Source organism: Bacteroides sp. A1C1 (assembly GCF_004328515.1).
GTDB classification, from domain to species: domain Bacteria; phylum Bacteroidota; class Bacteroidia; order Bacteroidales; family Bacteroidaceae; genus Bacteroides; species Bacteroides uniformis.
The window spans coordinates 475,903-489,454 of sequence record NZ_CP036491.1 but is presented as its reverse complement, the minus strand read 5'-3'; the positions used below and the strand labels follow the sequence as shown (position 1 = coordinate 489,454).

Sequence of the window (13,552 nt, the reverse complement as noted above, 5' to 3'; positions counted from 1 at the left end):
ATGCAAAAGTACGCTACATCGGTACTTCTATGAAGAGAATGTGAGAGTCTTTCAGTGTTTCCAGCTCAAAACTGCCGGTTTCGTACACTCCCATTCCGTCACGACGTGAGAGCACTGTGCCGTCCACTTTGACTTCACCCTCCATTACGAAGATGTAGACACCGGAATGCGATTGGTGCATGTGGTAGTCAATCTTCTTTCCAGCTTCTATTTCACCGATAGAGAACCAGGTCTGTTGTAGCAATCTGGCAGGAGCATCGCCGTCAGGGGATACTATTAGCGCCATTTCATTTTTGCGCAGAAGTGGACGTACGTCGAAGTCCTGGTATGCGGGTGGTGTGTTCAGCTTTTCGGGCATCACCCAGATTTGCAGGAATTCTACCGCTTCAGTGTCACTGCCGTTCATTTCGCTGTGGTAGATGCCGGTGCCGGCACTCATGGTTTGTATATCTCCCGGAGTGATGACGCGGCTGTTCTGATGACTGTCCCCATGTTTCAGTTTCCCTTTCAAGGGAATGGAGATGATTTCCATATTTTTATGAGGATGTGTGCCGAAGCCCTTTCCCGGAGCCACACGGTCGTCGTTCAGTACACGCAAGGCGCCGAAATTCATCCGGCGGGGATTGTAATACTCGTCAAAACTGAAGGTGTGGTGGCTGTCAAGCCAATCATATAGGGAATGACCTCTGCTATCTGATTTGTCTATAACTTTTTTCATAATTTATTCCTTTTCCTAAAATGGTTTATATACTAGTAACGCTTTGGAAAGTTATAAAGTTTTAAAACCGATGTCTAATAATTTGTAAATGAGTGGGAACTATGCTTTGACCTCATTTTCCAGTGGCTTATGGTTCATAAAATCTTTGATGTTCTGTAACGTTGTCGAAGCAATGTTTTCCAGTGCCTCGCGTGTGAAAAAGGCCTGGTGCGAAGTGACGATGACATTATTGAAGGACAGTAGCCGCGCCAGGGTATCGTCATCGATGATTTTGTCCGATTGGTCTTCATAGAAATATTCGCTTTCCTCTTCGTACACATCCAGGCCGGCAGAGCCGATTTTCTTGTTTTTCAGTCCTTCAATCAGGGCGTTGGTATGGATGAGTTGTCCACGTCCGGTATTGATAATCATTACTCCGTCCTTCATTTTACTGATGGAATAGTCGTTGATGAGATATTTGGTCTGCTCAGTCAGCGGGCAGTGCAGGGAGATGATATCCGAATTGTGATAAAGCTCATCCAGGCTGGTATATACCACTTGGTGTTCACGGGCAAAATTATAGTCGGGATAGAGGTCGTAGGCAAGGATATTCATGCCGAATCCGCGCAGGATACATATCAGTTTTTTGGCAATTTTTCCCGTACCGATGATGCCTGCTGTCTTTCCGTACATGTCGAAGCCCAGAAGTCCGTGCAGCGAGAAGTTTCCGTCCCGTGTCCGCCAGGTGGCGCGTGGGATTTTACGGTTGAGGGATAACATTAGGGCAACGGTATACTCTGCCACGGCATAAGGGGAATAGGCGGGGACGCGCACTACGTTAATGCCACAGTCGGCAGCCGCTTTCAAATCTACATTGTTGTAGCCGGCGCAGCGCAACGCCAATAATTTCACACCATTGTCCGCCATCAGACGGATAACTTCGGCATCGGCCGTGTCGTTCACGAAGATACAGACTGCATCTACGCCTTGGGTTAAAATAACGTTGTGCTTGTTGAGATGCCCTTTATAGTAGCGGAGCTCAAAACTATATTCCTTGTTCTTTTCATTGAAAGACGCTTCATCATAAGGTTTGCTGCCAAAAAATGCAATAGTGTATGCCATGGGATTTGTTGTTTTTTAAATGTTACATAATAATAGAGAGATAACAAGTGGAAAGTTGATATGGTTCAGTGGCCGGAAGGATTCATAAAATGATAATTATTTCCATTTGTTTCATCAGAAACTATTTGGTATTTCAATTAAAGTATTATATTAGGATAACTTTATGCACAAAATTCTTTTTCATGTGCAATATTATTGTACCTTTGCGCCCGAAAACAATTAAAAAAGATTTAGATGAGAAAATTTTCGTTGATTAGCATTGCGATGCTAATCGTTTCAATTCCAACTTTTGCGGGTGGTATCCTGACAAATACAAATCAGCATGTATCTTTTCTTAGAATGTTAGCGCGTGGTGCTTCCATTGATATTGACGGTGTCTATTCTAATCCGGCCGGTTTGGCCTTCTTGCCGGAAGATGGTCTCTATTTGTCTTTGAATGGACAAAGTGCTTATCAGACCCGTAACATAAAGGCGACATTTCCCTTGTTTATTGAAGATGGGAATACACGTTATTATAAAGGAAAAGCTTCTGCTCCTTTCATTCCTAGTTTTCAAGGTGCATATAAAAAAGGAGACTGGACTATTTCCGGTAGCTTTGCTGTTGTAGGTGGTGGTGGTAAGGCATCGTTTGATGATGGTTTGGGTATGTTCGATTCAATGGTGATGGGACAAGTCCATACTATTTCGGGTGGTCAAATCACTCCCAATATGTATTCTATCAATAGTGCAATGGATGGAAGCCAGTTTATTTATGGTGTGCAATTGGGGTTGTCGTATCAAGTTAATGATTGGTTAGGTGTGTTTGCCGGTGGACGTATGAATTATTTTACCGGTGGGTATGAAGGATTTCTGACTGCAACCGCACACAGTAATATTCCTACTTATGGTGGCATGGAATTGGTTGGTATCGATTTAGACTGCGACCAGACCGGCTGGGGATTGACCCCTATCTTGGGAGCTGATGTGAAGTTGGGCAAATGGAATATTGGGTTGAAGTACGAGTTTATGACAAGTCTTAATCTCGAAAATAAAACCAAAAAAGCTGAAGTACGTGCGATGGGAACTGCTATGGGAGATGAAGGGAATCCTTTGGCTGACTATAAGGATGGTGTGAATACTCCGAGTGATATCCCTGCATTATTGACTGCAGCTGTTGGTTATGAATTCCTTCCTACGCTTCGTGCAACGCTGGAATATCACCATTTTTTTGATAAAGCGGCAGGGATGGCCAATGATAAGCAGAAAGCGTTGAAGCATGGCACACATGAAATTTTGATTGGTGCAGAATGGGATATAGCTAAACAGCTGACCATCAGTGGTGGTTATCAGCGTACAGATTATGGCTTGGCTGATGATTTTCAGAGTGATATAAGTTTTTCATGTGATTCTTATTCACTGGGGTTTGGTGCTGCCATCAAAATGACAAAGCATTTGACTATGAATATAGCCTATTTTTGGACAAACTATGATGATTATACAAAGAAGATAAGTGAAACCACCAAGAATGTTTATAGCCGTACTAATAAAGTGTTTGGTCTTGGTGTTGACTATAAGTTCTGATTTCACAATCCTACCTTTATATATTAAGAAGCCGTCTCAAATATCGATTTGAGGCGGCTTCTTTCTTATTTTATATTGGATTAGAAAGAATACTGTACAAGCAGGTTCATACGGTTGGCATGGTTGGTGGAATTGTCGAAGTTGGTGCGCCAGCCACGCAGATATTCAGCGCCTACCTGCATGTTCGGGGTTACGTTCCAGAATACGTTGGCTACGAAATATTGCCCGTAGCGGTAGGTACTTGGCAGGTCGTTGGGATAACCGTCTTCAGAATAAAGGCGGGACATGCTGTAAGTACTTGAGAGGAATATCTTCGGAGATATGTTATATTGCAGACCTGCATACCAGCCCAGCATGGGCAATGCCTGCATTTTGCCTTCCTTTTCGGGATTGGGGACAATATCGACGTTCAGATTACTGATATCGTTCAGGTATTGCCCGATACCTTTTCCATAGTTGACTTGCCCGAATGCCTGCCATTTTTTACCGAGGTTGAAGGTCGTTGAGGCTTGTACACCGTATCCGGTGACGCTGGAAGCCTTGTCCCTTTCCGTGCTGGTATATGTCATGCTGCGGATGATACCTCCTACACGCAGATGACTGCTGCTGTTCCAGCTGTATTGTGCCGAAGCCGTGAAGTCCGGCATGCGTTGCTGGGCAATCTCGAATTGGCTGCTTGTTGTGCCGTCAACGGCAGGCGCCTCGATGGAAGCTTGGAAACGAAAGTCTTTCAGCCCTTTATAAGTATATGACAATTGTGTGGCGCGGTAGAATGTGGCACCGTTGGGACCTTGAAAGTCAATGGTGGAAGGGAGGGCGCCTAAGTCCATGAAACCGCCATAATTGTATCCTATTGTTATATTGCGGAATGAAAGATAGGCATTGCGCAGTTGGAATGTCTTGTCTCCACCACGGAAATTTCCAGCAGTATAGACTGTGAAGTCACCCAATAGCCGGGTGTGTCCGACCAATTTCAGAAAGATAGTAGCCGTACTGGCATCCATCTGAAATTGATTTTTGATTTTACTACTGCTTGGAATGTTGGCAGGAACAAAGTCGATGTCATCCACGATACCTCCAAAATCATACTCGCCGGTGGCACGGACATACCCTCCGATACCCAGGGCGAATTTGCCTTGTTTGTCCATCAATAAGAAGCGGGGAGCTTTCGGGTCATGGATGTAAGGCAATTGTGACTCATTCATGATGCGGATAATCTCGTCGCCCGCTTTGTCGATGGTAACTATGACAATGCCGTTTGGAGCTTCGTCATCGATAATCTCTTTTTTTTGTGCATGGATAGTGGACAAGGGAAGTCCGGTTACGCACAACAGAAACATTGCTTTTAAGATTGTTTTCATTTAAGTTAGGTTTTGATGAATGTGCTTTCAACAACTTAAATGAAAAAAGGTTTTGTAGTCTTGGAGGAAGAAAGGAGGTTATTCCGTCAGTATTCTTGCCTTGAATGAAGATCGTATGCAAAATTACCCTTACCCTAATTTCCGGAATAACCTCCTGAGGATGTGTGTTAAGTTACTTATTTTTTCATGACGGCATTCCATAGCGCTTTGCGTAGGGTTCCCATGGTGTCGTCACCTTCATAATCCCAGAACATCATGCCTTTCATGCCGTTTTTTAATATCCATTCACCTTTGGTGGCAATACTGCGGGGATTGTCGTAACCACAGTAGAAACTGCCGTTTTTGGTGACATAGGGGACATTGCCTTCTGCATCCCAATTTTCGATAACATAGCCGTCATCCTTACTCAGGTTGAGAATATCCCGATAATTGATGCTGCCGCCGGCATTGAAATCGGCTCTTCCGTAGAACGGAATTCCCAACACTAATTTGTCGGCAGATACACCTGCATTCAGGTATTCGTCTACGGAACGCTGGCAGTCCCAGTAATTACTAGGCTTGTTCAATGCTGATTGATGCTGGGGGGCACCAACCAGATCATAGGCCATGATATTGACGAAATCTACATACGGGTCTACAGCCTTTACATCAATATATTTATAGCCTTCGCCTTGGGGACGCTTGTCCATGCAATAACCTGCATAGGTCAATAGGGTGGACTGCCCCAACTCTGCACGCAAGTCTTTCATCAATAGGGTGAAGTTCTCCACATCTACCAACTCGTCATAGGCATTGCTGCCGAAGGTCATACCGGGAAATTCCCAGTCAATGTCAATACCGTCTATGCCCTCACTCGAAACAAAGGCTTTGCAGTCTTGTGCGAATTGCTTGCGCATTTCCGGACTCTTCGCCAGGGCGGAGAAGCCTCCGTCCTGGGAATTGTCAGAATTGGAAACGCTATTGGTAAAAGAGAGTAATATCTTCACATGTGGATACTGGCTCTTTATTTTCTTTACCTTATCAAAACGGGATTTATCACCTTGCAGGCCAAACTTTTCATAAATTCCGTTTTTAACATATAATTCTGCAAAAGCGTAGTTTATGTGGGTCAGGTATTTGGCATCGGGTATGGATGTGCCATAATAAGTGACGTAGCCCAATGCAACCCGGCCTGCAACCTGCTCGGCCATTTCGGTCTCGTTGTCTTCATTTCCCGGAGCTGGCAGTCCGGGAATGTAGTCGTCATTGTGACATGCAGCTACTAGAAAGACAGTAGCTATTATAAATAGCAGTTTCCTTTTCATAGAGAGTGCATATTATTCAGAATCGGTTTCTGCTTCAGTCTTGAAATAAGCATACCAGCCGCTGTCGTCCCAATCCACACCACCGCTATACTTGCCGGGATGATAGATTGTGATATAGTTCTCATCCAGTGTCAGCAGCCAGAATTTGTTGCTGCCTACGCTTTGTCCGTTGTCGTCATAATTTCCTCCGATGGTGGGGATACTTGTTATCAGTTCACCCAGTACTCCGTCTTCCGGTTTTTCGTGTGTGAAGGAGAAAGTACCTTCTGCCTTCAGGTTTCCGCTGGCATCATAGGTTTTCATCTTGTTTCCGTCGAATTCGAATACCATGGACTGGTCTCCCGCTTCGGCGGCAGTGACATTGGCCCACCAGGCAAAATTTGATTCGGGAGTATAGCCTGCACTGGTATATTTCCAGCCTCCATGAGCCCCCATATTGCAGACGGAACCCCAGCTGACTTCACGGAATTTCCAGGTCTTCTTGGCAGATTTGTCACTCTTGTCGGTTGCACCGGTGAAGTAAGTGGACCAATCGTCGAATACATTGGTCACAGTCACTACAACCGGATCTGTCTTGATAATCTGATTGGCGGAAATGCCCATATAGTAGATGGAATAGTCCGCATTGGACTCCATGATGACCGTAGCGTTGTCCGTGACCAGAGTCTTACTTTGTTTACTTCCTTCGCCCCCCCATTCTATGTATTGTCTTCGGTAGCATCGTTGGTATAGGCCCAAATGTTGCGTTGGTCGGACACCAGTTTATGACCGGAGTTGTTAACACAGTCATCTATCCAAGAGATGACCTCCTCTTTGGTAGTTCCGTTGGGAAGCTCGTTTTTTTCGTAGCGTCCGGTATAGAAAAGGAATACACGTGCCATCATGGCTTCGGCGGCATATTTTGTAGCGTGTCCGGTCATGTCTGAGCCTTTCGGATAAATCTTTGCGGGCATCATTTCGATAGCGTTTTTCAAGTCTGCTGCAATCTGGGCGTAGATTTCGTCTACGGATGCACGCGGCAGGTTGGTACTTTCCAGTGTGGTGCGTAAGGGAACTCCGCCGAAAACTTGTGCCAGCTCATAGTATGCCATGGCACGCAGGAAATAGGATTCACCGAAAAGTCGGTTGCGTTCGCTCTCGCTGGACCATGATTTCACGTTGTCCATTGTGTTGATGGCATTGTTGGCACGGTTGATGAGGGTGTAACAACGGTCCCAAATACCGGCAAATGTATTCAGATTGCCACTGTACATAAGGAAGTTGGTGGCACAGTTGTTGGAGTAGGAGAGGTTACCTCCCAGACAGTCGTCACCTGCCAACTGGGCAATGTAATACTGGGAAGAGGTTTCAGGACTTTCAAACAACAAATGGGCGTATATGGCCGTCACCATCTCTTGGGCATCCTTTTCTGTCTCCGGGAAGTTGGCGGTTGTCTTTTCGGTCAAAAGTTCCGAATCGAGGAAGTTTTCGCATCCTGAAAGAAGAATCAGTATTGCTGATGCTATGAATAATATCTTTTTCATAATTTCTTCGGTTAATTAGAATTTTACATTTAAGCCTATCATATAGGTACGTGCACTGGGGTAGTAGCCCAGGTCGATGCCTGATGCCCAACCATAATCGTCGCCACCGTAACCGATTTCCGGGTCCATACCGGAATAGCCGGTGAAGGTAAAGAGGTTCTGTGCGGTCAGATACAGGCGCAGCTGTTGTACCGGTAACTTTTTGAATGCTTTCTTGAAGTCGAATCCCACAGTGATGTTCTTTATCTTGAGATAGTCTCCATCTTCAATATAAATGTCTGATACTCTGTTCCAGTTGGAGCTGGAAGCGCTGGACAGTCTCGGGAACTTGTCGGACGTACCTTCGCCGTGCCAGCGTTGGAATATCTCTGCTGTATAGTTATTCAAGGGTGAGGAGGAGAAGTCACGATAACACTTCAGAATCTGCTGGCCGAATGCGCCGTAAGTAGTGATTGAGAAGTCAATGGCCTTCCAGCTGGCATTCAGGGAAAGTCCCATTGTCAGGTCGGGATTCGGGTTACCTATCATAGTACGGTCATTGGCATCGAGCGTACCGCTATTGTCGGTGTCTGCCCAGATTACGTCACCCGGCTGTGTCTTGTCGCCATTTAGTTTCGGACCTTTGTAGTTGTCTATCTGTTCCTGGTTCTGGAATATGCTGTTACTCTTGTAGCCGTAGAAGTAGCCGATGGGTTTGCCTACTTCAGCACGGAAGCACTCTTCGGCTCCTTCCCACAGAACGCTGCCGCTACCGTGGATGATTCCGTCTTTGTTGGCAATCTTAGTCACTTCATTCTTGTTGTGAGCCAGGGTCAGGTTGGCTCCATATTGGAAATCCTTTCCGATGTTGTCGTTCCAGTGGAGTCCTACTTCAATACCCGTGTTCTTTACATTGCCGCCATTGACGGACACTGCATTGGCACCGAAGGAAGAGAGTACCGGAGCCGTAACCAGCCAGTCTCTGGTATTTTTGTTATACCAGTCGAATTCAAAGCCCAGGCGGTTGTTCAAGAAGCGTGCATCGATACCGAAATTCAACTGCTCCTGTGTTTCCCAGGTAAGGTCCGGGTTGGTCAGTCGGTAGGCGTATGAACCGGTACTGATGAGGTCCATGGAGTCACCGAAAGGATAACCGCCATATCCATTGTTGGAAGTTATCAGTGAAAGATATTGGAAAGTGGATACATTACAGTTACCGTTTTGCCCCCAGGAAGCGCGCAGCTTTAAGAAGTCCAGCCATTTGATTCCTGACATGAAGGACTCGTTGCTGATAACCCATCCGGCAGATACTGAAGGGAAGTATCCCCAGCGGTGTCCGCGGGCAAAAGTGGAGGAACCGTCCGCACGCATGATGACAGAAGCCATGTATTTCTCCTGGTAGTTGTAGTTGACGCGTCCGAAGAAGGAAGCGATGGAACCTTCCCCGTTAGGCTTGCCAGTCAAGGAGGACACACTGTTGGCGGTCAATGGAACATTGGACAAATAAGCGTGCTTGAAGTCATAGAAGTTTGAGCCTATGGCTGAACCGCTCATTTCTTCTCCCATACCCCATTTTTCCATACTCTGACCTACCAGGATGTCGATGTTGTGGTCATCGATATTGAAGATGTAGTTGGCTGTATTGTCCCATGACCAACGGTTATACATGGACATGGATTGGGTTACCTTGTCTTCTGCGTTGTTGAGTGACGCACTCAGATAATCGAATCTCGGCAAATAGGAACGATAACTGGAGGCTCCCATGATGTAGCCGAACTGGCTCTTGATACGCAGGTTCTTGATGGGTTGCAGTTCTGCATAGAAGCTGCTCTGCATGTAATGGGACTTGCTTAGGTTCTGGTTCATATAGTAGTCCAGATAAGCTATCGGGTTTTTATTGGCTCCGTTGGAGATATCCCATTTGTAGTTGTCCTTTTCCTGGTCTGCGTAGAGGTAGTAGTCTCCATCTGAATTGTAAGGGTGCATCAACGGGCTCATGATGAGCATATTGTGCACTCCGTTCCAATAAATGCCGCCGGTTCCGAATGAACCTTGCGTTTGCGAATATTTGTAGTTGATGGTTTCGCCCACTTTCAGGAAGTCAAGATTGCCTTTTTTCATGACTACGTGGTCCGAGTTGACGCGGAAGTTGTAGCGGTTCATTTCTGGAAATTCGCCGGGAACTCCCATGGTGGCTTCTTGGTTGGTGTATGAAATACCTATGGCATATCTGGAACGGTCTGTTCCTCCGGTGATGTTGACTGCGTGGTTCTGTACCAATGCATCTTCATTCAGTACTTCCTTCAGCCAGTTTGTCCCTTTCCATGTTCCGTTTTGTATGGCCTGCAAATCCCTTTCCGGAATATAGGTCGCCCAGTTGTACGGACTCAATCCGTCCATTACACGGCCTTCATCCTGCATCATCATGTACTCTTGGGCATTGAGGATAGTAGGGATTTTGTAGAGGTTCTGCACGCCGACATAGCCGTCGTAACTGACTTCGGCAACGCCGGTTTTACCTCGTTTGGTGGTAATCAGGATAACGCCGTTGGCAGCACGCGCACCATAGATGGCGGCGGAAGCGGCATCCTTCAAGACGTCCAAAGATTCAATGTCACTCGGGTTCAGCCCGTCGATGCTACCGTTGGCAACTCCATCTACCACATAAAGCGGGGAGAAGGTTCCGGTAGTACCGATACCGCGGATATTCACCTTAAAGCCCGAACCCAGGAAGCCGTTGTTTTGCGTGATGTTGACACCCGGTGACTGGCTCTGCAAAGCGCCCAGGGCATCCACAGTGTTCAGCTTGGCTATGTCTTCTCCTTTCACTTGTACAGTGGCGCCGGTGACAAGTTTCTTTTTCTGTACACCGTAACCGACAACAACTACTTCATCCAGTAGTTCGGAATCTTCTGTAAGGGTGATTTTCATGTTGGCATCTGCTTTGGCTTCCTGCGTCTTATAGCCGATGTAGGAAATGACCAGGGTGGCACCTCTTTTTACGTTTAGCGAGAATTTACCGTATAAGTCGGTGGTAACTCCATTGGTAGTACCTTTTTCCAAGATACTTGCTCCGATGATAGGCTCTCCATTCTGGTCGACAATGATACCGCGGGCTGTTTGTGCCTGCATCTGTTCTGTCACTCCGAATGAATTTTCCGAATAGGTCTCTATTGCCATGATTTTGCTGCTTCCTATAAATAGGGAGGCGATGGCAATTGCTGTGAGGATTTTGTTGTTCGATGTTCCTCGTTTACGATTTTCATTCATAATAGATGTTTTTTGTTTAAGCTAATGGATCTCAAAATAAATAGGTTGAATAGAAGATGACACTAATAGTGTCTTGGGGCTTTCGGGTAAATCATAGGCATTCATTGTTTTTCTAAGGTTACTATATATAATATGGTATATTCTTGGTTAATATCAATGTGTTTTCCAGAGCTTCCGGATTGTTGTTATCAAATATAACCCTAATTTTAATTATTTAAAATATAGAATCTTAAGCATTAAAATATGTTGTCTATTATTTTATATGCTTAAGGAATTTGCGTGAATGAAATCTTGTTTGAGGATGAATTCGGTTGCATGCTTTTGAATTTGTACTATAATTTATTAATATGTTGATTTATATGCTTTTAGTTTTTATATTTTAAATTTGCAAAACTTGTTGTATCTTTGCAACCGGATTTAAAATGTATGATGCCGTGAATAACGGTCGTGTATTCTAGAACACCACGTAAAAAACAGGAGTATGAAACAAAAAGTATCTGTACCTTTTATGTTGCTGGGCATTCTGTTCAATGTATGCTTGATTGCAGCCAATCTTCTTGAGACTAAAGTTATCCAGTTTTTGGGTATTACCGTAACAGCCGGATTGCTGGTCTTTCCTGTTTCTTATATTATCAACGATTGCATTGCCGAGGTTTGGGGCTTTCGTAAAGCTCGTCTGATAATCTGGAGCGGTTTTGCCATGAACTTTTTTGTGGTAATGCTGGGACTGATAGCCGTGGCATTGCCTGCCGCCCCTTTCTGGGATGGTGCCGCGCATTTCAATTTTGTCTTTGGAATGGCTCCCCGTATTGTCATAGCTAGTCTGACGGCATTCTTGGTGGGCTCTTTTCTGAATGCCTACGTAATGAGCCGCATGAAACTGGCAAGCAACGGGCGTAATTTCTCCGCACGTGCCATTTGGTCGACGGTGGTTGGTGAGACGGCAGACTCGTTGATTTTCTTTCCGGTGGCGTTCGGAGGAATCATTGCATGGCGGGAGTTGCTGGTGATGATGTGTATCCAGATTCTGCTGAAGTCCATGTACGAGGTATTGATACTGCCTGTGACTATCCGTGTGGTAAAAGCTATTAAGCGGATAGACGGTAGTGATGTCTATGATGAAGGCATCTCCTATAAAGTATGGAAAATAGGCGATATTTAAAGCCCCTTACCCGTAGTGAGGGGAAATCAGTTATTATGTCAAACAAATAATAAGCAATGCCCTCTCTGTTTCCCTCCCTACGGGGGAGGGAAACAGAGAGGCTTTTAACAAGATGAATAGGGACACTGCTTTGGTGGTATTCAGTGGCGGGCAGGACTCGACCACTTGCCTCTTTTGGGCAAAACGTGAATTTAAGAAAGTGTATGCGCTGAGTTTTCTGTATGGACAGAAGCATCAGAAGGAAGTGGACTTGGCGAGGGCCATTGCCCGTAAGGCAGGTGTGGAGTTCGAAGTAATGGATGTTTCCTTTATCGGCCGGCTTGGACATAACTCATTGACAGATGCCGGCATGGAGATGGACCAGGAGAAGCCGGCAGACAGCTTTCCGAATACTTTTGTGCCGGGACGCAATCTGTTTTTCCTGAGTATAGCCGCCGTCTACGCCCGCGAGCGGGGAATTAATCATATTGTGACGGGGGTGTCGCAGACCGATTTCAGCGGTTATCCCGATTGCCGGGATGCTTTCATCAAGTCGCTTAACGTGACGCTGAACCTGGCTATGGACGAGCAATTCGTACTGCACACACCACTGATGTGGATTGACAAAGCGGAGACCTGGGCGCTGGCAGACGAGCTTGGAGTGCTCGAACTTATACGCCACGAAACGCTGACTTGTTATAACGGTATCCCGGGAGATGGTTGTGGACACTGCCCGGCATGCACGTTGCGCAGAGAAGGATTGGAAAAGTTTTTGGCTTCTACTAAATGAGGCACACTTGTATCACTAAAAATATATGGCTATGACAGAATTGAAAGACCAACTTTCCCTTTTGGGGAGAAAGACAGCATACCGTCAGGACTATGCTCCCGAAGTATTAGAGGCATTTGATAACAAGCATCCCGGCAATGACTACTGGGTGCGTTTCAACTGCCCCGAATTCACCAGTCTTTGTCCCATCACGGGACAACCGGACTTTGCGGAAATCCGTATTTGCTATATCCCCGATGTCAAGATGGTGGAGAGCAAGAGCCTGAAGCTCTATCTGTTCAGTTTCCGCAATCACGGAGCTTTCCACGAAGATTGCGTGAACATCATAATGAAAGACCTCATTCATTTGATGAATCCTAAGTATATCGAGGTGACGGGTATCTTTACCCCGCGTGGCGGCATCTCTATCTACCCGTATGCCAATTACGGACGTCCCGGCACGAAGTTCGAGCAGATGGCGGAGCATCGTTTGATGAACCGTGAATAAGATGCTGTATCTGATGGCTCCTATAAATAGAAGGGGGGCTGTTAGGACAGGTAATTTTTGCATCACTATATTCTATATCCTTGTCTACTGACCTTTAGTTTCTTGTTTGCTAATTTTTATTCGTCCGACAGTTGTTGCATTATCGTCCAACAGCTGTCGGACGATAATTAAACAGCCGTCGGACGATAATGTAACGGTTGTCGGACGAATAGTTTTTAGTAAATGAGAAGTTAGTCTGTCTTTATTCATCGGCTAATATAAGGCTTCTCTATCATTAGTTTTGCTACATCTTTATTTTCTCTTTTACGATTATCCGCA

The 13,552-nt window shown here is 45.6% G+C and carries 11 protein-coding genes; 4 read left to right on the top strand and 7 right to left on the bottom strand.

The genetic code is table 11. From position 1 onward, the window contains the following. Positions 1 to 13: 13 nt before the first annotated feature. A complete protein-coding gene (locus EYA81_RS02125; RefSeq protein ID WP_057089062.1) occupies positions 14 to 718 on the bottom strand; it encodes a pirin family protein in 705 nt (234 codons plus the stop codon). 99 nt (positions 719 to 817) lie between these two features. Continuing rightward, entirely contained in the window at positions 818 to 1,819 is a 1,002-nt protein-coding gene (locus EYA81_RS02120) for a 2-hydroxyacid dehydrogenase (protein WP_131225315.1), read from the bottom strand. 234 nt (positions 1,820 to 2,053) lie between these two features. Between EYA81_RS02120 and EYA81_RS02115 the strand changes: the two genes are divergently transcribed. Beyond that, positions 2,054 to 3,379 (top strand): OmpP1/FadL family transporter, encoded by a 1,326-nt coding sequence (locus EYA81_RS02115; protein ID WP_016274288.1) that lies wholly within the window; start codon positions 2,054 to 2,056, stop codon positions 3,377 to 3,379. Positions 3,380 to 3,459: 80 nt separating this feature from the next. Here the strand turns inward: EYA81_RS02115 and EYA81_RS02110 are convergent, their stop codons facing one another. From EYA81_RS02110 to EYA81_RS02090, 5 genes are all read right to left on the bottom strand, one after another. Further along, the gene (locus EYA81_RS02110) at positions 3,460 to 4,740 is read right to left on the bottom strand and encodes a hypothetical protein (RefSeq protein WP_131225314.1); all 1,281 of its coding nucleotides are present in this window, start codon (positions 4,738 to 4,740) and stop codon (positions 3,460 to 3,462) included. Between the two features lie 176 nt (positions 4,741 to 4,916). Then, positions 4,917 to 6,044 carry a glycosyl hydrolase family 18 protein gene (locus EYA81_RS02105; RefSeq protein ID WP_131225313.1) on the bottom strand — a complete coding sequence of 376 codons (1,128 nt, stop codon included), beginning with the start codon at positions 6,042 to 6,044 and terminating at the stop codon, positions 4,917 to 4,919. A gap of 12 nt (positions 6,045 to 6,056) precedes the next feature. Next, a complete protein-coding gene (locus EYA81_RS02100) occupies positions 6,057 to 6,680 on the bottom strand; it encodes a hypothetical protein (RefSeq protein ID WP_022402012.1) in 624 nt (207 codons plus the stop codon). Between the two features lie 62 nt (positions 6,681 to 6,742). Then, positions 6,743 to 7,567 carry a RagB/SusD family nutrient uptake outer membrane protein gene (locus tag EYA81_RS02095; protein ID WP_242672407.1) on the bottom strand — a complete coding sequence of 275 codons (825 nt, stop codon included), beginning with the start codon at positions 7,565 to 7,567 and terminating at the stop codon, positions 6,743 to 6,745. 15 nt (positions 7,568 to 7,582) lie between these two features. Continuing rightward, a complete protein-coding gene (locus tag EYA81_RS02090) occupies positions 7,583 to 10,816 on the bottom strand; it encodes a TonB-dependent receptor (RefSeq protein ID WP_131225311.1) in 3,234 nt (1,077 codons plus the stop codon). Positions 10,817 to 11,297: 481 nt separating this feature from the next. On the opposite strand from EYA81_RS02090, the gene EYA81_RS02085 reads away from it, so the two are divergent. From EYA81_RS02085 to queF, 3 genes are all read left to right on the top strand, one after another. Next, positions 11,298 to 11,978 carry a queuosine precursor transporter gene (locus EYA81_RS02085; RefSeq protein ID WP_117965328.1) on the top strand — a complete coding sequence of 227 codons (681 nt, stop codon included), beginning with the start codon at positions 11,298 to 11,300 and terminating at the stop codon, positions 11,976 to 11,978. A 112-nt stretch (positions 11,979 to 12,090) separates the two neighbouring features. Beyond that, positions 12,091 to 12,747 (top strand): 7-cyano-7-deazaguanine synthase QueC, encoded by a 657-nt coding sequence (queC, locus tag EYA81_RS02080; protein WP_005831503.1) that lies wholly within the window; start codon positions 12,091 to 12,093, stop codon positions 12,745 to 12,747. A gap of 31 nt (positions 12,748 to 12,778) precedes the next feature. Continuing rightward, a complete protein-coding gene (queF, locus tag EYA81_RS02075) occupies positions 12,779 to 13,234 on the top strand; it encodes a preQ(1) synthase (protein WP_117965416.1) in 456 nt (151 codons plus the stop codon). The last annotated feature ends 318 nt before the right edge of the window (positions 13,235 to 13,552 follow it).